Annotated in this window: 20 protein-coding genes, 2 pseudogenes and 1 other annotated feature; of the genes and pseudogenes, 12 read left to right on the top strand and 10 right to left on the bottom strand. The window is 35.3% G+C overall.

Features of this window, described 5'->3' with window-relative positions:
• Positions 1 to 6 precede the first annotated feature (6 nt).
• Entirely contained in the window at positions 7 to 600 is a 594-nt protein-coding gene (locus BLP58_RS12200) for an IS1634 family transposase (RefSeq protein ID WP_202898894.1), read from the bottom strand.
• Positions 557 to 1,723, bottom strand: coding sequence for an IS1634 family transposase (locus tag BLP58_RS03835; protein WP_201780431.1), 1,167 nt, complete (start codon positions 1,721 to 1,723; stop codon positions 557 to 559). The genes BLP58_RS12200 and BLP58_RS03835 overlap by 44 nt, the downstream gene beginning before the upstream one ends.
• Positions 1,724 to 1,967: 244 nt before the next feature.
• Positions 1,968 to 2,214: a binding site (T-box leader), on the top strand.
• A 68-nt stretch (positions 2,215 to 2,282) separates the two neighbouring features.
• Between BLP58_RS03835 and brnQ the strand changes: the two genes are divergently transcribed.
• Positions 2,283 to 3,662, top strand: coding sequence for a branched-chain amino acid transport system II carrier protein (gene brnQ / locus BLP58_RS03830; RefSeq protein ID WP_013854051.1), 1,380 nt, complete (start codon positions 2,283 to 2,285; stop codon positions 3,660 to 3,662).
• A 36-nt stretch (positions 3,663 to 3,698) separates the two neighbouring features.
• On the opposite strand, the gene BLP58_RS12065 is transcribed toward brnQ, so the two are convergent.
• Complete coding sequence (locus BLP58_RS12065) at positions 3,699 to 3,851, bottom strand: hypothetical protein (protein ID WP_013854050.1); 153 nt, start codon at positions 3,849 to 3,851, stop codon at positions 3,699 to 3,701.
• A gap of 115 nt (positions 3,852 to 3,966) precedes the next feature.
• Between BLP58_RS12065 and BLP58_RS03825 the strand changes: the two are divergent.
• The 4 genes and pseudogenes from BLP58_RS03825 to BLP58_RS03815 all read left to right on the top strand — a co-directional run bounded on the left by BLP58_RS03825 (position 3,967) and on the right by BLP58_RS03815 (position 5,740).
• Positions 3,967 to 4,460, top strand: a pseudogene (locus BLP58_RS03825) (GNAT family N-acetyltransferase).
• A gap of 63 nt (positions 4,461 to 4,523) precedes the next feature.
• Complete coding sequence (locus BLP58_RS03820; RefSeq protein ID WP_013854049.1) at positions 4,524 to 5,030, top strand: P-loop NTPase family protein; 507 nt, start codon at positions 4,524 to 4,526, stop codon at positions 5,028 to 5,030.
• The gene (locus BLP58_RS12060) at positions 5,014 to 5,157 is read left to right on the top strand and encodes a hypothetical protein (RefSeq protein WP_013854048.1); all 144 of its coding nucleotides are present in this window, start codon (positions 5,014 to 5,016) and stop codon (positions 5,155 to 5,157) included. The genes BLP58_RS03820 and BLP58_RS12060 overlap by 17 nt, the downstream gene beginning before the upstream one ends.
• 115 nt (positions 5,158 to 5,272) lie before the next feature.
• The gene (locus tag BLP58_RS03815) at positions 5,273 to 5,740 is read left to right on the top strand and encodes a Dps family protein (protein WP_013854047.1); all 468 of its coding nucleotides are present in this window, start codon (positions 5,273 to 5,275) and stop codon (positions 5,738 to 5,740) included.
• 59 nt (positions 5,741 to 5,799) lie between these two features.
• Here BLP58_RS03815 and BLP58_RS03810 read toward each other — a convergent pair whose 3' ends face one another.
• The 5 genes from BLP58_RS03810 to BLP58_RS03790 form a co-directional block, all read right to left on the bottom strand.
• Complete coding sequence (locus BLP58_RS03810) at positions 5,800 to 6,213, bottom strand: DUF3021 domain-containing protein (RefSeq protein WP_013854046.1); 414 nt, start codon at positions 6,211 to 6,213, stop codon at positions 5,800 to 5,802.
• Positions 6,210 to 6,653 (bottom strand): LytTR family DNA-binding domain-containing protein, encoded by a 444-nt coding sequence (locus BLP58_RS03805; RefSeq protein ID WP_013854045.1) that lies wholly within the window; start codon positions 6,651 to 6,653, stop codon positions 6,210 to 6,212. Before BLP58_RS03805 ends, BLP58_RS03810 begins: the two co-directional genes overlap by 4 nt.
• Before the next feature lie 118 nt (positions 6,654 to 6,771).
• A complete protein-coding gene (locus BLP58_RS03800; protein ID WP_013854044.1) occupies positions 6,772 to 7,428 on the bottom strand; it encodes an endonuclease III domain-containing protein in 657 nt (218 codons plus the stop codon).
• 340 nt (positions 7,429 to 7,768) lie between these two features.
• A complete protein-coding gene (locus BLP58_RS12295; protein ID WP_013854042.1) occupies positions 7,769 to 8,203 on the bottom strand; it encodes a hypothetical protein in 435 nt (144 codons plus the stop codon).
• A gap of 185 nt (positions 8,204 to 8,388) precedes the next feature.
• Positions 8,389 to 8,691: a hypothetical protein gene (locus BLP58_RS03790; RefSeq protein WP_013854041.1), complete on the bottom strand. Its 303-nt coding sequence runs from the start codon at positions 8,689 to 8,691 to the stop codon at positions 8,389 to 8,391.
• 115 nt (positions 8,692 to 8,806) lie between these two features.
• On the opposite strand from BLP58_RS03790, the gene BLP58_RS03785 reads away from it, so the two are divergent.
• Positions 8,807 to 12,346: an SNF2-related protein gene (locus BLP58_RS03785; protein ID WP_013854040.1), complete on the top strand. Its 3,540-nt coding sequence runs from the start codon at positions 8,807 to 8,809 to the stop codon at positions 12,344 to 12,346.
• A 94-nt stretch (positions 12,347 to 12,440) separates the two neighbouring features.
• Here the strand turns inward: BLP58_RS03785 and plsY are convergent, their stop codons facing one another.
• Entirely contained in the window at positions 12,441 to 13,076 is a 636-nt protein-coding gene (gene plsY, locus BLP58_RS03780; protein ID WP_013854039.1) for a glycerol-3-phosphate 1-O-acyltransferase PlsY, read from the bottom strand.
• A 96-nt stretch (positions 13,077 to 13,172) separates the two neighbouring features.
• Between plsY and parE the strand changes: the two genes are divergently transcribed.
• The 5 genes and pseudogenes from parE (at position 13,173) to BLP58_RS03755 (ending at position 20,334) form a co-directional block, all read left to right on the top strand.
• Positions 13,173 to 15,116 (top strand): DNA topoisomerase IV subunit B, encoded by a 1,944-nt coding sequence (parE, locus tag BLP58_RS03775; RefSeq protein WP_013854038.1) that lies wholly within the window; start codon positions 13,173 to 13,175, stop codon positions 15,114 to 15,116.
• 20 nt (positions 15,117 to 15,136) lie between these two features.
• Entirely contained in the window at positions 15,137 to 17,593 is a 2,457-nt protein-coding gene (gene parC, locus BLP58_RS03770) for a DNA topoisomerase IV subunit A (RefSeq protein WP_013854037.1), read from the top strand.
• A 149-nt stretch (positions 17,594 to 17,742) separates the two neighbouring features.
• On the top strand, positions 17,743 to 18,711 hold the full coding sequence (locus tag BLP58_RS03765; protein ID WP_013854036.1) for a LysR family transcriptional regulator: 969 nt from the start codon (positions 17,743 to 17,745) through the stop codon (positions 18,709 to 18,711).
• Positions 18,712 to 18,737: 26 nt separating this feature from the next.
• A complete protein-coding gene (locus BLP58_RS03760) occupies positions 18,738 to 19,673 on the top strand; it encodes a manganese-dependent inorganic pyrophosphatase (RefSeq protein WP_013854035.1) in 936 nt (311 codons plus the stop codon).
• A 76-nt stretch (positions 19,674 to 19,749) separates the two neighbouring features.
• Positions 19,750 to 20,334, top strand: a pseudogene (locus tag BLP58_RS03755) (peptidylprolyl isomerase).
• Between the two features lie 64 nt (positions 20,335 to 20,398).
• On the opposite strand, the gene BLP58_RS03750 reads toward BLP58_RS03755, so the two are convergent.
• The gene (locus tag BLP58_RS03750) at positions 20,399 to 20,752 is read right to left on the bottom strand and encodes a helix-turn-helix domain-containing protein (protein ID WP_013854033.1); all 354 of its coding nucleotides are present in this window, start codon (positions 20,750 to 20,752) and stop codon (positions 20,399 to 20,401) included.
• Positions 20,753 to 20,971: 219 nt separating this feature from the next.
• On the opposite strand from BLP58_RS03750, the gene BLP58_RS03745 reads away from it, so the two are divergent.
• The coding region (locus BLP58_RS03745; protein WP_176752293.1) for a transposase at positions 20,972 to 21,183 on the top strand (212 nt) is incomplete at its 3' end.

The raw sequence follows: 21,183 nt of genomic DNA, 5'->3' as shown, positions 1-21,183 counted from the left end.
CCATGCTCAATTTTTTGCGTACTTTTTCTCTTTTTTGGTCTGTTTATAAATTTTTTTGAAATATTTTTGTGTGATTAGCTCACGGTCTAGTCTAAAGCCAAAGCTATCATGAATTTTATCAGTTAAATCTGTTCTTTGGAAGATTGGTATATAATCTCCTGCGCTGATTTCAGCGAGATTAAATTGGCGTAAAGTTTTAATTAATTCATAGCTGCTATAGCCTGGTATTTCTTGTTTAAATAAGCGAAAGACCAGCAGGGCTAAGAAGCAAACCAAAAAGTGACTTTTTATTCGATCCTCTCGTCTTACGTAAACCGGCCGGACTTGAAACTCGGTCTTCATCTCGCGGAAGCAGCGTTCGATTTCCCAACGATTTTTATTGATTTTAATTAGCTCTAGCGGTGAAGCCTCTAGATCAGTACAAATGCCGTAGAAGCCATCAAACATTTCCTCTTTCTTGATCCGTTCTTTGTCAATCAAGTATTGAACTTGATTGGCTTTCTCACCTTCTTTAGTAAAGTGTTTTTCCTTAATAAAGCGTCCAGGATCATTGGGATTATTTCTTTTGTTTGGAATTAGCTTGTTTGATTGCTCGATCAATTTGACCTTGGCAAATTTGGCGTTGATAGCGCAAATATTTAGGAGAGAAGGTCACGAATAGATTCTGCTCTAAGTCATTTTCATTAATCGGGCGTATCTTGTAATAGATACTGTCATCTGTTTCTAGATTAAGCTCATTTAAATTGTATTGAGTTTTATCATTAGGCTTTTGCCAGCCACTAGGATCTAATGCCCAATCTTTAAGATTCTTTTTTAATTTCTTAATTGACTGAGTAGTAATAAAGTGTCGATTACTGAAGCTGTTATATTTCCGGTTTTGGTTAGAAGATAAACCGGCATCAGTGCAGACAACAAAATCGGACAGGTGAAAGTCTCGCATTATTTCTTTTTCTAGCGGCTTCATGGATGGTTGTTCATTCTTATTGCCATCAAATAAGGTAAAACTTAAAGGCAAGCCATTGGCATCCATGAATAGCCCCATCTGAATGATTAGATTAGGACGGTGTTCCTTAGAAACGCCATATTGCTTCATATCTTCAGCTGCTTCAATTTCAAAGTAGAAGTTAGTGCAGTCATAATACAGAATGCGCGTATCACGCGGCTTAACATTAATACTATGGTGATAACTAGCACTAACTAATTCCTCTTTGCGCTCAGATAAGAGACTAAGTGCACGATAAATATCGTGCAGGTTAGGCAAATCGACGCCAAGCATTTCTTGCATATAAGCTAGACTAGATTTTTTAGAAGAAGGAGAAAGAATTCTCGCATAAATAAGTAAAGCTAAAATATTATACAAATCATATTTTATTCTAGTTTGTGCCTGAATCTTTTTGCAGGCTTGCTTTAACCCAAGCTGTGACAAGATATCTTGTAGAAACAAATAACCAACATTAAAGCTGCGTTGCTTGTCTTTTTCAATCAGTTTAGCAGCCGAAAAGCTCTTGATTAAGGAATTTTGGTTAGCCTTTTCTTTCTGTGTCAGTAATTTGGCTTGTTTCTTTGCCCACACCAGGGGTTCATAATCTGGATGCTTTTCTCTCAACTGATTCTCATTACCAAGCGCTGCCACAATTTTAGTTGTCCGTTTGCCAGCGACATTGACGTCTTTAATTACATAAAAAGATTGAGAATTTTTATTTTTGGTTACTTTAACGCGCATGCCTTGATACCTCTAGGTTTTAGATGAATTATTGATAATCTAATTGTATTAGAGTACGATAAAGTACGCAATTATTAAAGCAAAAATTTGACAAAGAAAAAGGCTTTATATCAAGGATAAAGGCCAAAATAAAGCTCTCAAACTGTCAAACTCCCGAACTACATAGTTAATAATTAAAATTTTTGAACAAAGTTATTGACAAATATGACTATTTCATTAGAATAGTTATTAACAATTTAATCATCTGAAAACAAAGAGAAAGAAGAGTAATTCAATTTGAATTTACAGCGAATCCCGTTAGGTGTGAGGGGAGAAAGGCAAAATTGAATGAAAATCACTTTCGAGTTCTATTTCTTAACTTTTAGTAAGAAGTAGTGGGAGCACCCGTTATAGTGCCGGCGTATCGCCAATATTGATTGGCCGCACGTCAAAGGTATTGTTAGTAATAACAATATAAATAAAGGGTGGTACCACGCTAGAGCGTCCCTCAACCAGAGATAATTTGGTTGAGGGACTTTTTTTGTGATCAGATAACAATTTCCTATAGGGGGAACGTGTTATGGAAGACCATACATCTCAAAAATTAACCTGGAAGCAATATTTAGTCGTTGCTTCGTTATTATTTGGATTATTCTTTGGAGCTGGGAACTTGATTTTCCCATTGCATCTGGGTCAACTAGCTGGCGCTAATTGGGGTAGCGCTGCTGTTGGCTTCTTGATCACCGGTGTATTATTACCATTACTATCGGTTTTAGCAATTGCCATCACACGCTCAGAAGGCGTGTATGATGTTGGTAAGCCTCTTGGTGCTACTTTTGCAGTAGTCTTTATGATACTAATTCATGCAACTATTGGTCCATTATTTGGGACACCAAGAACGGCAACAGTTTCATTTACTGTTGGGGTAGCTCCATTCGTACCCAAGAATATACAAGGTCCGGCATTACTAGTATTTTCCGCTTTATTCTTTGTTTTAGCTTTTGCTTTTTCATATCATCAAAATAATATCCTATCTAATGTCGGCAAGGTTTTGAATCCATTATTCTTAGCATTGCTATTCTTAATCTTTGTCGTTGCCTTTGTTAATCCTTTAGGTAATCCACAAACCGCAGCCGTAACTGCTACTTATAAGCATTCAGCTTTAGTTAATGGATTCTTAGAAGGCTACAACACAATGGATGCCTTAGCTGGTTTAGCCTTCGGTGTAACAGTAGTTACTGCAGTCCGCTCAATGGGACAAAAGAACCCTAAGAATGCTTCAAAAGTCGTTGCTAAATCTGGTGTAGTAGCTATGAGTGCTGTAGGTTTTATTTACCTGTTATTAATCTTAATGGGTGCTATGTCATTAGGTCGTTTTAAAGTTTCAGACAACGGTGGGGTAGCATTTAACCAAATCGTTAACGAATACGGTGGCGCTTTTGGTCAAGCTTTACTGGCATTTTTATTAACTGTTACTTGTTTGACTACTGCAGTGGGTTTAGTAGCCGCATTTGCACAAGACTTTCATAAACATTTTCCTAAGGTAAGCTACCATACTTGGCTTGCACTTAGTTGTTTAGCTTCATTCTTGGCTGCCAATTTCGGCTTGGATCAAATCATTGCTTGGTCAACTCCAATGTTGATGTTCTTATATCCATTATCAATGGTTCTAATCTTGTTATCCTGCTTCTCACCATTATTCAAAAAAGATGGCGTGGTATATTTCTGGGTAATCTTGTTCACTGTTGTCCCTGCATTAGGAGATATGGTAGTAGCCTTTCCAGGCGTAGTTAGTCAAAGCAGTTTTGGTTTAGCTGTAGCTGCGGTGAGAAATACATTGCCAATGGCAAGCATGGGACTTTCATGGTTAGTTCCAGCATTAGTTGGTCTAGTAATTGGTTTACTTGTGCATTGGGTAAAAAGCAAAAAGACATTCAATGTTTCAAGTGAAGTAGAATAACTAAAAATGAGCAGACTTCAAATCTGCTCATTTTTATTATTTTTCTGGATAAATCGATGGCTTGCGTCCCTTGGCTTTATTACGAATACGGTTGATTTTTTGAATAGATTGATAAATAATTACTGCAATACTTATACCGTATTTAACTAATTGAATTAACCGCTTAATTTTTGACTTTTTAGTTAACATATCAAAATACCGCCTTCCATGATCTAAATTATACAGATCTGGTAAGAAAGAACATATTTAAATGCCTATGATGACAATAGTTTTAGCATTTCTTAAATTTTAAAGGAGCAAATAAATGGTTAAAATTCGTAAAGCAACAATGAAAGATTTAAATGATATCGTCAAAATAGAATCTGATGCTTTTCACATGAGTAAAGAAATGACCGAAAAAGATATGATCGGCCGAATTAAAAATTATCCTGATACTTTTTTAGTTCTGAAGAAGAAGGGAAAGTCGTTGCTCATGTTTTTGGACCAGCTTTTGAGAAACGTTACATTGAAGATAAGCTTTATTTTGAAAACCACCCCAATCAAGAAGGGGATGCATACCAAACTATTTTGAGCTTAGCAGTAGCACCAGAATGTCGAAAAAGGGGAATCGCTACTGAATTACTCGATAGAATGGCACAGGTAGCTAAATTGGAAAATAGAAGAGCTATTTCATTAACGTGCCTGCCAAAATTATTCTCTTTTTATGAAAAACGAGGCTACCAAAATGAAGGTAAAACTACCGACGACATCCCTGATCCGGATAACGAAAGCAGCTACAATATGGTGAAAAAACTATAAGCATTATAATTGTGACCAGCTAATTGAAATGATTTACTTATATATGGAAGTGGTGGTGATGCAATGAAACGTGTACTAGTTTTGGGAAGTCCCGGTAGCGGAAAAAGTACTTTTAGCAGAAAACTTCATGCAAAAACCGGACTGTCCATTTGTTATTTAGATCAACTTTTCTGGAATAAAGATAAGACAACTGTTTCACGTGAAATGTTTAAGCAAAGGCTCAGTGACGTACTGAATAAAGACAGTTGGATCATTGATGGCAATTACAGTTTTACACTTGAAGAACGATTAAGACATTGTGATACAGCGTTTTTATTAGATTATCCGACTGAAGTTTGCTTAAATGGCGTACGTCATAGAATTGGCAATAAACGTCCTGATATGCCTTGGATTGAGGAGGAAGTTAATCCAGAGTTTATGAAATATATCAGAACTTTTAGAGAACAAAAATTGCCTCAAGAAATGCAAATTTTGGCTAAATTTCCTAATGTAAAAATTTTTGTTTTTAAAAATCGCGCAGAGTCACAGCGCTACTTAGATATGGAGAATAAAAATGAAAAAATTTACTAAATTAAGTGCAAGTGCTGTTTTAGTTAGTCTTTTTGCTTTATTTGTTGGTAAAAAGCTAGATGATAAGGTAAGCAACAATCGCAGCGATGAGGAAAAAGACCGCGGAGTCAGCTCAATCGACGATTAATTCAGAAAAGGATAGTTAAATCAAGATACTTTTTGTATATAATAAGCCAATAATTTCCCTAAAGCGCTTGCTTCTGTTAGGATAAAGATATAACCTTTAATTAAGGAGGCTTTTTATGAAGTATACAAAGACTAAAGAAATGTTAAATCAAGCAGTTGCTGATCTTACTCAACTCAAGACCATTGTACGTCAACAACATTGGTACATGCGCGGAGCTGAATTTTTAAAACTGCATCCCTACTTGGATGACGTAATGGATGAACTTGATGAACAACGTGACTTAATCGCTGAAAGATTGATTACGATTGATGGTTCACCGTACTCTAGCTTACAAGAAGTACTTGACCACACTAAGATCAAGGCTGAAGCAGGTAAGTGGGGCGTGCCAACTCCTGAAAGATTTGCGACAATTGTGGCTGGTTACCGCGTTATCGAAAAAGATTATGAAGACGGGATTAAGGCTGCAGATTCAGAAGACGACTACAGTTCAAGCGACATTTTAACTACTTGCCACAATGATATTGAAAAGAGAATTTGGATGATGCAAGCAGAGCTTGATAAAGCACCCGAAATTGATAATTAACTAAAATAGAATAAACAAAAATGCTTAGTAGGTGATATACTAAGCATTTTTTCGTAACCTTACAATTTTTGATTGATCTTCTGAACTTGACGTTTAACTTGTTTGTAGATAATAGCCCAGATAATTAAATAGCCGATGATAAAAATGACAGTAAAGATGAGAAGTGGAATCGGTTGCTTTTCAATCCAATCATTGATCAAGTAGAAAAATAAGTAGTCAACGTATAAAACAATTGCATCAATTAAAGTTGCAATGCCAAGTGGGAGCTTTTCAACCTTAAAAATAGCACTAATTCCGCCGGCAATGAAAGCCAGTAAAAGAGCAGAAATAATATTGCCATTAAGCTCTGAAATTGAAGGACTGGTAATTTTTCCTGCTAGTTGGTAGCCGTAGTAAATGCTTACTAAAATAAGCGGTCCAAAACCTGCAGCTACTAAGCCATGGAGAATAAATGTTTTAATAAATGCTTTCATGATTGTTCCAGCTTCTTTCTGATTTTGACAAAACAGCGTCTTGAAACATAATCGGTAATGCCATTTTTCATGATGATGTTAACGCCTGCAGTTTGCGTTTCTGCAAATCGAGCAACTTGACAGCGATTGACGATACTTGATTTATTAATCCGCCAAAAATTATTCGGTAGTTCATCAACTAATTGATAGATTCTTTTCTTAATTTGGTACTTTTTATTATCTGTAGTAATTACCATCGTTTTATGATCAAGGATTGTAATCATGCTGATTTTGCTCAGCCGCAAGGTAATTAAATCTTTATCATCATAAGCAACAATTTGATCAGACTTGCCATTAGTTAACACAAATTGCCTTAGGTCATTAGTAAAGCTAGTTTCATGACGAACCCGTGCTTCAATCGATTCTTCTTGGTCGGGATTAATCAGTAACTTAAATTTCATTATTCTGCTCCTTTCATTTTTAACTATAAAGTAAAACTAAAGAAATTACTTAATTTTGAAAGTTATCGGTCAAGAAGCAGCTTTAATCGGTAAAAAAAGCTAGCAAATTCTACTAGCTCTATTCTGAAATAATTAATTGATAATCAGCTAAAAATGATTTATTAAATTCATTAGGTAATTTATATTGCTGATTGAAAGTGTCAATTAATGCATGGAAATTTTGAAAACTGCGTGGTGTAAAATATTTCAACTCCTTTTCAACTATCGCTTTAGCTTTTTCATAAGGAGGAATAGCCTGCCAGCCTAAGCAATTAAACAAACGCCTAGAATAAGTGTCAACCACGAATTCTCCTTTTCGTAAACCATACATCAAGATCACATCTGCTGTCTCTGGACCAATACCATGGATTGCCAAAATTTCCTGACGTAGTTGGCGCTTGTCTTGTTCCTGGGCTGTTTCTAAATCACAATTAAATCTTTCTTTAAAATAATGAGCTACGTTTTTAATTGTCTGCGTTTTTCTCGTATAAAAACCAGCTGAAGCAATTACTTGGCTTAGTTGTTCATCAGTAAGATTTAAAACCTTTTCTGGTAGAAACTCAGTTGCATCATATAAAGATTTTAGTGCTTTAGCTACATTTTTCCAGTTAGTATTCTGAATTAAAATGGTAGCCCAAATAACTTCCCAATCACTGCGTCCAGGCCACCAGCCAGTAGGATCTGCCATATTGTCATACATAATATCATAGAGCTGATTTAAAGTTATTTTCTTCATTCTTTTCTCCATCTAATACAAAAAGAGATGACCAATTGTTAGATCATCTCTTTTTGCTATCTAATATCTATAAGCTTTCGTATCTCATTTTCAACTCAACTTTTGATAATGCATTCTCCCCAAAAAATATCTCAGAAAAGCCAATCACTTTCTAACAACCTATTTTACCAGAAAATTTTGTAATAAAATATCTTTTTAGTTTGAGTTCGTATTAATATTCATCTCTGTAGAACTATTATCAAAAAAGTCGATCATAATATCACAATCAGGATATGGCTCTGAATACGTATTTAAAAAGCTTTGAATGTTTTGACAGTATTCTTGATTGTTCTTTTGCTTACTAAGCTGATATTACATCTTGTAGCCCTTGACGACTAGCCGGGTAAATCTGATTTTCAATGGGTAAACCAATTGCATTGCTCTGTACGTCATTGAAAATATAAGATGTACCTAATTCATCGATCTGGGTAAGAACTTCTTTTATCTCTTGTAATTCTTGTTGTTTATCATGAACTCGTGGCAAAAGCAGGAGAGAAACTGCAGTTATATCCATCTCACGGCGTCCCCAAAAATCTTGATATAGTTTATCAAAATTTCTCTCTTTCTGAGCCAGCAGCCATTCACGATAGATCTGCAAAATATGAATCGTTTTTTGAACATTAAAAATATAGAAATTACTATAACCTAACCGCTGAATCTTCCTAGTTATGCCAGAAAACAATTCTCTGTAGCAATCTAAATCTTCAGCAGTTAATTTTTCAAATTGCTGAGTCATTTTATTACTCCTATCTAGCTGTATCGCATTTACATTATTGCATGATTCTATAAGTAAATATGTTAATAGCGAACTCCTTACACTTCATATTATAAAAGGATCAATGCGTTTGTTAATACTAAAATGCTCATTTTAATGTAAAAAAGCATCCCACAATAGCAATACTATTTAGGAATGCAATTAGGTTATTTAATGATTTTATGAACAAAATGGTCAGCTACATTTTTAGCCAATATTAGTGATTTTTCTTTTGCAGTAGTAATCTTACTCTGTAGCTTTTCTTTGTTGATTTTCTTTGCTTCAACGCGATGATCAACTTTAATGCCATTCAGATCCTGCATTAATTCTACCTTGGTGTGATCATCCATATAATTGGCACTCAAGATTTTCTTAACGTCATTTTGGTGTTTTTGCTCGCTAATTGCTTTGCCAACAATTAAACTCAAACCACATAATAAGGTGGTTTTGACGACTCTTCTCACTAACATAGTTTTTACCTCATTTACTAATATCTTACATCTTAATTATAGGCTATTTGACTATCATTTTTTAGCTCAATTCTTTATCATAAAGTTAATTAATCAACAATAAGGAGACTTTTCTATGGCTAATTGGCGAAGGCTATTTTCTCAGCGTATTCTTAATCGCGGAGAAGTATATTATGAAAATGAAATGGTACTAAATAAAAACCTGGAGGCTGATCATGAACATTTTACAGCTGTTGTTCAGGGAGGGGTAGGAAAATACTATGATGTTTCCGGTCGGCTTCGTCCTGATGGTCGCGCATCTAAACTAGCCTGCAATTGTTCCTGGGCACAAAAAGGACATCGTTGTAAGCATGAAGTGGCCTCATTACTGGCAATAGAACAATATCAACAGCAACTAGATCCTGCTATAGAATCTAACGACCCCAAAATTTCATTCAAAGATTGGCTTCCTACAGATATTAAGCAGAAAATCTTACAAGCTGCTCCTGCTGTAGATCCTTTCAATATTATTGGGCAACGTGTATTTACTGAAAAAGAATATGAACATGCTTTACAACTTGACCAGCAATTGACACTAACTCAATTTCGCAGTTTTGATAATAAAATGCAAAATTATCAATATATCTGGGAATTTGTAGATAATGATGGGCAAGATTTAACTCTGATCATTAAATTTGCTCGCTGGCAATTGATCTCCATTGCAGTACAATCACTATCAAGAATTAAGGATCAGCAAGCTGTGACAATTTTGGGTTTGCTTAAGTTTATACAAGAATACATTATAGATAATCCTTTTGATCTTACTAACCAAGCTGCACATAATCTACTGTCTTTATACAATGATGAACCTGCGTCTAATGATGAACCAATTACTTTGCGTGCTTTTATTAATACTTATACGGACTTGCCAGCCATCTCATTTAAATTAGGGAAAGGCACTCACTTATATAAGGTACGAGACTTATATGAGCTCTTAGATAACGTTGAAAGCAGGCAACCTGTAAGACTAGGTAAATTCTTTAATGAACCAATTAATCCACAAAAAATGGATCATTCTTCTCATAAATGGTTAAATTTCATTACTAGAGTAGTTGATGCACGAAATTTAGGTTCTTACTATACTAGTAGCCCAATTGAAAAGATTGAACTTGAGCATTCAATTGCTGATGATGTAAACGATTTGCTTTATCACGGTACTAAGCTCTACATCGATAAACATCCTGTCGGCTACACCAAAGATAAGTTAAATCTTGATCTGAAGATTACGATGGACCATGATGCTGCAGATGTTCAAGTAGGCAATTTATACGCCAGGAAACGGCTGATTAGAGGAAATCGCCATTACTATGGTTTTTATAAGGGCGTTTGGATTGAGTATGACGGCATAACACCTGACTACCTTTATCAACTGGGCTTGTATCCCGGTGATGATTTACACTTTAGCAAGAAAACAATTAATAAATTCGCTTACAAGGTTTTGCCTAGATTAGGAAAAGCGGAGCACTTAAAAGTCACTGGTGCAAAAGAATTAAAAGCTGCTTTGCCACCAGAAGCTAATTTTATATTTAAGTTAGACTATCGTAATGGCAAGGTTCTTTTAAAGGCCACAGTTCAATATGGGCATAAGGAATATGAACTCAATCGCTATTATACAGAAACTGAACAACGAGAAGCTGATCAAGAAGAAAAAGTTCAAGCTCAAGTTAAACGTTATTTTAATAATTTTAAAGATGGGCAGTATATCCTATCTAATGATGAGATCGATACTTTAGATGCTTTCCTAGATAATGGAATTACTAACCTGAAGCAGTTAGGCAATGTTCAAATTACTGCTAATTTTAGAACGCTTTTAAAAGGAATTAAAACTAAGATGGAGGTTGGTGTCAGTGTTAATTTAACTGATGATTTACTTGATGTCGATTTAAATGGACCTAAGTATAAGTGGGAAGATATTCAAGCTGCTTTAAAAGCTTATCAAGAAAAACGTCATTATTTTGTTTTACAAAGTGGGCTTTTACAAAAAACAGCTCAACCAACTATCGAACAATTAGCACAAACATTGCATGATTTGGGCATTAAATTTAAAGATTTTATCCATGGCAAGCTAAATTTGCCAGCTTATCGTGCTTTTTATCTCGCTAAAAAAATGAAGAGCGCTAATGCGTTGCATTTTTCAAGCAATGCCGATTTTAAAGCCCTAATTGATGATTTATCCAAAAATCAACTAAAGCAAAATATGGTGCCGGCCAGTTTAGCACGGATTTTGCGGCCCTATCAAAAAGCTGGTTTTAATTGGCTAAGTACAATCGTCAATTATAATTTTGGTGGCTTACTAGCTGATGAAATGGGACTAGGTAAAACGCTACAAATTCTTGCTTTAATATTAGCCAGAAAGGAGCAAAAGAAAGAGCATTCATTTAGTTTGATAGTTGCACCAGCCTCGGTTGTTTATAATTGGCAGAATGAAGCTAATAAGTTTACACCTAATTTACGTGTTGCTGTTTTAGGCGGTAATAAACAGGCACGTACTAGTTTATTACGTGACGCGCAAAATTATGATTTATTGATTACTTCTTATCAATCCCTTAACCATGATCTAGAAGCATATCAAGGGCTAACTTTCGATTTAGAAATTATTGATGAAGCTCAAAACATAAAAAATTATCAATCTGTTACTGCCCAATCTGTAAAAGTCATTCAAGCTCATCACAAATTAGCTTTAACTGGAACCCCAATAGAAAATAAATTAAGTGAGCTGTGGAGCATTTTTGACTATTTAATGCCTGGATTTTTAGGAAGCTATCTAGATTTTAGAAAAAAGTATGAAATCCCAATTGTTAAAGAGAATAAGCAGGATATTCAAAAGCAGTTGAGTGATCAAGTAGCGCCATTTATCTTGCGACGTCTTAAAAAAGATGTGTTAGCGGATTTACCAGAAAAAGATGAAGAAATCGTAAAAGTTAAAATGAGCGGAAAACAAGCTGAATTGTATAATTTACAGACGCAAAAAATTATTGCCCAATTAAATGGGCAAGGGAATGCTGATTTTAAGAAATCACGTTTTCAAGTTCTAGCACAGATTACCAAAATCCGAGAGATTTGTTGTGATCCTCATCTGCTTTATGAAAATTATCATGGGCAATCAGCTAAATTAATTGCAACTATCAATCTAATTCAAGATAATTTAGAGAATGGAAATAAGATCCTGTTATTTTCACAATTTACCTCAATGTTAGATATTTTACATGAAAAACTGAGCAAGCTACACATCACTCTTTATACAATTACTGGTGCAACGCCTAAAGAAAAACGCCAAGAACAAATTCACAGCTTCAACTCATCCGATAAAACTGCTGTCTTTTTAATTTCTCTTAAGGCAGGAGGTACGGGAATCAATTTAACCAGTGCAGATGTAGTCATTCATTATGATCCCTGGTGGAACTTAGCTGCAGAGAATCAAGCAACGGATCGAGCTCACCGGATTGGACAGAAACATTCTGTGAAAATTTATAAGATGGTTGCGCAAGATACTATTGAAGAGAAAATAATTGCGTTGCAACAAAAAAAGGCGGAATTAGCGAACGCTATCTTAAGCAATGACAGTATTGCTAGTGCAGTAATGAACAGGGATGATTTATTAAAGATTCTGCAATAATTTTCGCCTTTAGACTTGCGAACTATTGTTTGCAAAAGTATAATGATTAAGTAACTAAAAAACCAACAAGTTACAAACTTGCTGGTTTTATATTTTAGTTTGACTTAGTATGTTTCTTTTTATACCAGTAGACTAATCCAAAAGGCACCATATTTTCCTGATGGTGTTCAATTCGGACGATATTGCTTCGGTGACTCCAGTAGATTAAGACTACGAGCAATCCACTGATAATGCTTAAGGCAATGTCGTGGAAGAAAAATGAAGCAATAAAGATTAAAACTACTGAGATCAAACTAGTTAGTGAGACCATACTTGTAATAAATAAGATAGGGAAGAAGATAATCGCACAGATTAAGAAAAAATGGACATTATATCCGAGTAAGAATCCAGCAGAAGTAGCAACTGCCTTGCCTCCTTTAAATTTTAAGAAGATAGAGAAGGCATGACCTAAGATTGCGGCTAAGCCGAAGACTAAGCAAAGATAATGTGACCCTAGATTAAAGAGTACAGGCAGCAAGGTAGCTAATGTTCCTTTGAAGAAATCAATCAAGAAGACTATTATGCCAGCAACCGGTCCTAATACTCTAAAGGCATTAGTAGTACCAATGTTACCTGATCCGTATTTTCTAATATCCTTGTGAAAGAAAATCTTTCCTACCAGCACACCGGTCGGAAACGATCCAATCAAGTATGCTAAAATAAACAACGATGCAATTTTTAATGCAAACATATTTAACAACTCCTATTAATCTATCGCTATTTTAGCAAAGATTATCTTTTAAATATATGGGAGTTGCTGAATAAATGAATAAATGGGGGATTTTTAGTGGCAAAAGCTAATACTTATGATGATTCTTCAATTCAAATATTGCATGGCCTAGAAGCCGTGCGTAAACGTCCGGGGATGTATATCGGTTCAACTGATATACATGGACTTAATCAACTAGTTTACGAAATTGTTGATAACTCAGTTGACGAAGCAATGACTGGCTTCGGTAAAGAAATTGATGTGACCATCCATAAAGATAATAGCGTGACTGTAAGAGACTTTGGTCGTGGTATGCCTACTGGAATGCATAAGTCCGGTAAGCCTACTATTGAGGTTATTTTAACTGTATTACATGCTGGCGGTAAGTTTACTGAGCAAAATTATAAAACTTCAGGTGGTCTGCACGGTGTAGGTTCTTCTGTAGTTAATGCTCTTTCAAGTTATATGAAAGTTCGTGTAGTTCGTGATGGTAAGGCTTACGAAGAAGAATTTAAAGATGGTGGGCATCCCGTAGGCACGCTTAAATGCTTAGGTAAAACCAAGGATCCTACAGGTACAACAATTACTTTTAAGCCGGATGAAACTATTTTTTCAACGACTAAGTATAAATATGAGACAATTCAAGAACGTATTCGTGAATCTGCTTTCTTGCTTAAGGGCGTGAAATTTGATTTAACTGACGAGCGTGAACCTAATCATCATGACGTTTTTCAATATGATAATGGTATCAAATCATTTGTATCATATCTTAATGAAGGCAAAGGAACCATTAGCGATGTTTTCTATTTTGAAGGGAAGCAAGATGGGATGGAAATTGAATTTGCTGGACAATACAGTGATGGTTATTCCGAAAATTTAGTTTCATTTGTTAATAATGTTCGTACTGGTGATGGCGGTACTCATGAATCAGGAGCTCGTAGTGGCTTTACTCGTGCGTTTAATGATTATGCCAAAAAGCAGGGATTGCTTGGTAAAAAAGACAAAAATATTGATGGTTCAGACTATCGTGAGGGTTTAAGTGCTGTTTTATCTGTTAAGATTCCAGAAGAATTACTTGAATTCGAAGGTCAAACCAAAGGAAAGCTAGGTACACCACAAGCACGTTCTGCAGTTGATTCTCTTGTTTATGAGAAAATGTCATATTACTTGATGGAAAACGGTGAGTTAGCCCAAGATTTAGTGAAAAAGGCTCAACGAGCCAGGGATGCACGCGAAGCTGCTAAAAAGGCAAGAGATGAAAGCAGAAACGGTAAGAAGAGACGGAAAAAAGAAGTCCTTTCAGGAAAATTGACACCAGCCCAATCTCGTAATCCTAAGAAGAATGAATTATTCCTAGTCGAAGGGGATTCAGCTGGTGGTTCTGCTAAGCAAGGTCGTGACAGACGCTTTCAAGCAATTCTTCCTCTTCGTGGTAAAGTTTTAAATACTCAAAAAGCAAAATTGCAAGATATTTTTAAAAACGAAGAAATCAATACCATGATTTATACGATTGGTGCAGGTGTTGGGGCTGAGTTCAATGTTGAAGACTCTAATTATGATAAAGTTATTATCATGACTGATGCGGATGATGATGGTGCCCACATTCAAATTTTGCTGTTGACTTTCTTCTATCGCTATATGCGTCCAATGGTCGAAAAAGGCAAGGTCTATATTGCTTTGCCACCGTTATATCGCTTACAAAAAGGGCGCGGTAAAAAAGCTAAGATTCAATATGCTTGGACAGATGAAGAATTAGCTGAGGATGAAAAGAAAATGGGTCGCGGCTATTCTCTACAACGTTTTAAGGGATTGGGCGAGATGAATGCTGAACAACTTTGGCAAACAACTATGAATCCTGATTCCAGAATGTTAATTAGAGTAAAAATTGATGACGCTGCTCTTGCAGAAAGAAGAGTTACCACCTTAATGGGCGATAAAGTAGCTGCAAGAAGAAAGTGGATTGAAGAAAATGTCAAATTTAGAATGGGCGAAGATGGCTCAATTCTAGAATCTGAAGATTAATAAAGAAGGTTTTAAAATTAATGGCCACAAAAGAACGAATTCGTGAAATGCCACTTGAACAAGTAATGGGCGAACGTTTTGGGCGATATTCAAAATATATCATTCAAGAGCGTGCCTTACCTGATATTCGTGATGGCTTGAAGCCTGTTCAGCGGCGTATTCTTTATGCAATGTATCAAGATGGTAATACGTATGATAAGCCATTTAAAAAGGCTGCCAAAGCTGTCGGTAATATCATGGGTAATTTTCACCCACATGGGGATAGCTCAATTTATGGTGCTTTAGTGCACTTGTCACAAGATTGGAAAATGCGTGAACCGCTTGTAGAAATGCATGGTAATAATGGCTCAATGGACGGAGACGGCCCAGCCGCTATGCGTTATACAGAATCTCGTTTAAGCAAAATTTCTAATATGCTTTTACAAGATATTGATAAGCAAACTGTCAACATGGTGCTTAACTTCGATGATACTGAATATGAACCAACTGTTTTGCCAGCTCGTTTTCCTAATTTATTAGTAAATGGCTCAACGGGTATTTCATCAGGTTACGCTACAGAAATTCCACCTCATAACTTAGGTGAAGTTATTGATGCAACAATTTATTTATTAAAGCATCCTAATGCCACATTAGAAGATCTAATGAAATATGTTAAGGGGCCAGACTTTCCAACAGGTGCCATTGTAATGGGCACAAAGGGTATTAAGGAAGCATACCAAACTGGTCGCGGCCGCATTCAAGTACGTGCTAAAACCAGCATTCAGGAAATTCGGGGCCATCGACAAGAAATTGTAGCTACAGAAATCCCATTTGACGTTAACAAAGCCCTTTTAGTTAAAAAAATCGATGAAATACGCTTGAACAAAGAAATCGATGGAATCGCTGAAGTTCGTGACGAAACTGATCGTCATGGTTTATCAATAGTCGTTGAACTAAAAAAAGATGCCGACGCACAAAATATCCTAAATTATCTGTTTAAAAATACAGATTTACAAGTCTCCTATAACTTCAATATGGTTGCAATTGACCATATGACTCCTGTTCAAGTTGGATTAAAGCGGATTTTGTCTTCTTATTTAGAACATGAAAAAGAGGTTGTTACTAAACGAACTAAGTTTGACTTAGACAAAGCTGAAGCACGTCTTGAAATAATTCAAGGATTAATTCATGCCATGGATATCCTGGATCAAGTAATTAAGACAATTCGCGCATCTAAGAATAAGACCGACGCTAAAAAGAATTTAACTACAAAATATAAATTTACAGCTAAACAAGCTGAGGCTATTGTTTCTTTACAACTATATCGTTTAACTAACACCGATGTTAACGAACTAATTGCTGAACAAAATAAATTAAATAAGTTAGCTAAAAAGTTCCGAAAGCTTTTATCAGATCGCAAGACTTTGGAAAAAGAAATCATTAAGGAACTTTCCGCTGTCAAAAAAGAATTTAGCAATCCTCGTCGTACTCAAATCTCAGAAGAAAGTGCTAAGGTCGAAATTGACGAAACAGCATTAGTTGCTGATGAACAAGTACGTGTTTTAATTAGTCGTGATGGTTACTTAAAGCGATCATCTTTACGTTCTTATCAATCAACTGACGATACTGATAATGGATTGCCGGATGGTGATACGGTGGTTTACGAAAATACGCTTTCTACACTAACTAATCTTTATCTGTTTACTAATCGCGGCAATGTAATTTATCGACCAGTACATGAGTTGGTAGAAGCTAAATGGAAAGAAACTGGACAGCATCTTTCTCAAGAGATTGGCCTAGATACTGACGAACAAATTATTCGTGCCTTTACATTTAGTACATTAGACTTAAATGTAAGTTTTTTGCTTGCTACTAATGATGGTTACATTAAACAAGTAGAATTAGCTAATTTGCAACCAACTAGAACTTATAAATCTCGTGCGATGACTGCAATTCGATTAAAGAACAAAGATAGCAGAGTAGTAGGCGTCGACTTAATTAAAGAAGCTGCTGAGAAAGAAATTACCCTATTTACCCACCGTGCATATGCAGTTAGATACAATATCAGCGAAGTGCCGTCTTCTGGTGCTAAAGCTATCGGTGTTAAATCCGTTAACTTAAAAGATGACGATTATATTGTTGGTTATGTACTCGTTGATAAAAAATATGTTGATCTAATCCATGTTGGATTAATTACGCAACGAGGTGCTTTCAAACAATTTAAATTGGAATTAGTTAACAAAGTATCTAGGGCTAAACGTGGAGTATTAGTCTTACGTGAGCTTAAAACCAAGCCGCATAGAATTGCGGGTTTCGCTTTTTATGCTCAAAATCATATTTTACAAGTCACCACTTCAAGCGATCGTCATATTGAAATCAAAACTAATGAATTTCCACTGGGCGATCGTTATTCAAACGGTTCATTTGTAATTGATACAACAGTTGACGGAACACCAATCAATGTACAATTGGGGCGGCCGATTAGTAACCCTAATTAATGATTGACAATGTTTCAATCAATTTATGATAGCGCATTATTACTTATAAGCCGTATGTTTTGACACTATCTATTTTTGGATAGATAATAAAATGTGTTATGGGACACGGCTTATCATGAAATAATATTTTGGGAAAGAAGATAATTATTATGCCTAAAACAGATACGATATTGTCGGCCAAATCCTTGCGTTATTTTTTACAATTGATTGATACGATGAACTACACTCAAGCTGCGCAAATCTTAGGTATTACACAGCCCGCTTTAACACAGCAAGTTAAAAAATTGGAACATGCTATTGGTGCTCCTTTGTTTGGCCAAATGGGTAAGAAGCTATATTTGACTGAAGCAGGTAAAGAAATGGAATCTGCAGCTGTTGAATTGCTTAACACTATCAACGGAGTTGTAAGTGATATTCAAGAATATACACAAGCTGATAAAGGTCACATTTCAATCGGTATTCTAAATACTCTTAATACAAGTATTTTTTATCAATTTTTACACTCCTTCAATAAGAAATACCCAGATGTAACATTTACGATCGATTATTTTGACCGTAAAGAATTATGGCGCAGATTAGATACTAATCTGATTGATTTGGCAATTATGTATTTGCCAGACAATACCAAAAAAGAAGAAACAAATTTGCGTCATCAATATAACCATCAAAACATTCGGTCTGATCGTCTAATTATTTTGACTCACAAGAACACTGTTGAAGCAGGAAAAACCTATCCAGTTTCCCGCTTTTTAAACAGAAAATGGGTTGCTTATCCTGATGATTGTTACTTAACACCGTTAATGAAGGAATATTTCGGTAAAAAGAATGAATTGAATATCCCTGTCAAGATCGCTTCTACCAAGGAAATGATTCAATTGGCAGAGGGTACAGATTATGATACTTTTATTACACAATCATACTATGATTCTCATAGTAAAGAAATCGAAGATTCCAATTTAACCCCTGTTTATTTACAAGGGGAACGGGAATTCCATATTTCTTACGTATATCGTAAAGGTAAATTGGAAATTCCTAGAATGCAAAATCTGCTAAAAGAATGGGAAAATTTCTTGGCTAAGCACGAGGACTTTAGTAAACTATTAGAAGAAGTAAAATAAAAATAGAAAAAGAGGCAATTTATTCTATGGAAAAAGAATTTGTTTTCGGACATCAAAATCCTGATACAGATGCTATTGGTACTGCAATTGCATTTTCATACTTGCAAAACAAATTGGGTTACAATACTGAAGCTGTAGCTTTAGGTGAGCCTAATGATGAAACTGCATATGCACTTAAACAGTTTGGCTTTAAAGCTCCTCGTGTAATTAAGGAAGCTGCTCCTGAAGTTAAAGCTGTAATGTTAGTAGACCACAACGAACCTCAACAAAGTGTTTCTGATATTGACAAAGTTAAGGTTACTCACGTGGTAGATCACCACAGAATTATGAACTTCAATACTGCAGATCCTTTGTATTATCGTGCTGAGCCTGTAGGGTGTACTTCAACTATCGTTTGGAAGATGTTTAATGAGTTCGGTGTAGAAATTCCTGAAAAACTTGCTGGTTTAATGCTCTCAGCAATTATTTCAGATACTTTACTTCTTAAATCACCAACTACTACTGATGATGATAAGAAGGCGGTTAAAGCTTTAGCTAAACTTGCTGGTGTGAATTACAATGAATATGGTTTAGCCATGCTTAAAGCTGGTACTAATATCAGTAATAAGTCAGAAGAAGAATTGATCGATTTAGATGCTAAGAGCTTTGAATTAAATGGTCATAACGTCCGTGTAGCTCAAATCAATGTTGTTGACTTACCAGAAGCTTTGGAACGTAAAGATGCTTTCTTAAAAGCCATGAAAACATCAGCTCAAGATAATAACTACGATATGTTTATGCTTTTAATTACTAATATCCTGGATTCAGATTCAGAAGCTTTAGTTGTTGGATCCGATGAAACCAAGTCATTCTTTGAAAAAGCATTTAACAAAGAATTAAGTGATTCAGAAGCTAAATTACCAGGTGTTGTATCACGTAAAAAGCAAGTAGTACCACCACTTACTGATGCATTTAATGCTTAATCATTAAGCTAAAATAAAAGGTTGCTTTTTGAGCAGCCTTTTATTTTTATAGATTATCATAAAAAGAGGAAATTTAATGAGCTATCCGTAATTAAGTCTAGATAAGGTAGCCGGTCCTAAAGCTACCCTTAAAACTAATCATGGTGATATAAAAATTCAATTGTTTCCAGAAGAAACACCAATGACTGTTGAAAATTTTGTTCGCTTAGCACAAAAGGGGTATTATAATGATACTATTTTTCATCGTGTAATTAGTGATTTCATGATTCAAGGTGGTGATCCTCAGGGTAACGGTACAGGTGGAACAAGTATCTGGGGGCATCCATTTGAAGACGAATTTTCCCGTAAATTGTTCAATATACGTGGTGCTTTGTCAATGGCTAACTCTGGTCCAAATACTAATGGAAGTCAGTTTTTTATAGTTCAAAATAAGAATATGCCCAAGCGTTATATCAAACAAATGGCACCAGCTGGATATCCTAAAGAAATTATTCATGCATACAAACAAGGTGGAACAACATGGTTAGATGGGCGACATACAGTTTTTGGTCAAGTTATCGCAGGCATGGATGTTGTTGATGAAATTGCTAAAGTCAAGAAAAACAAGATGGATAGGCCAATCACCGACGTAATTATAAATTCAATAAATGTAGAAGAATAAAAAATTTTATCAATTAAGTAAAAAGAAGCCATTAACCAGCGTGTAGCAGTTAACGGCTTCTTTTTTAATTAATTTCTTTTAAGAGAACGATCAGAGACTTACATACTCGTTCAGCTTTATCTGGAGGTAATTTTCTTAATTCATTAGTAACCTTTTGAATAAAGATGGGAGTAGCAGCGACAGGATTTTCTGGTTTAATCTTTTTAATTCGATAGGCATTGTTAATAATATCTGGTGTGGTAGTATTCAAAGCTCTAGCAATTGAATCAAGCTTTTGAATACTAATGTTTTGATCTTTGGTTCTTTCCAAACGTGAAATAAAGTTTACTGAAAGGTCACTCAATTCAGCCAGATCTTCTTGTGTAAGTTTCTGGTCACGTCTTCTACGAGAAATTTCTTCTCCTAAATTAATATTCACAAAGCATTCGATCCTTTCAAGTTATGTATATTCCTATAGTTATAGACTATAAAAATTTTACTAAAAATGAATAAACTATTTTAATATTAGAGACCGTAAAATAGTTTGTGTAAGGATGAATGATTCCTTAAATTAATTTCTTAAAATATTAGAAAAAGGAGTTCCTTTCTCGTATGATTGGTTTGAACAAAAAACACATACAGAAAGAAGAACTCCTTCATGAATGATTTTACCAAAAATATGGCACAAGCTCTATTCAATCAAGACAAAATAAACGATTTATTGCGCAAAGAACTCCAGCAAGCAGTTAATGACCTATTGGAAGCTGAACTGACTGCGTTTTTAGGCTATGATCCTTATGCCAGAGCTGGCTGGAATACAGGCAATTCACGCAATGGTGTTTACTTTCGCAAGGTTGATACGCAATTTGG

Source organism: Lactobacillus kefiranofaciens, from assembly GCF_900103655.1.
Taxonomy (GTDB): Bacteria; Bacillota; Bacilli; order Lactobacillales; family Lactobacillaceae; genus Lactobacillus; species Lactobacillus kefiranofaciens.
This window is presented reverse-complemented; position numbering and strand designations above follow the sequence as displayed.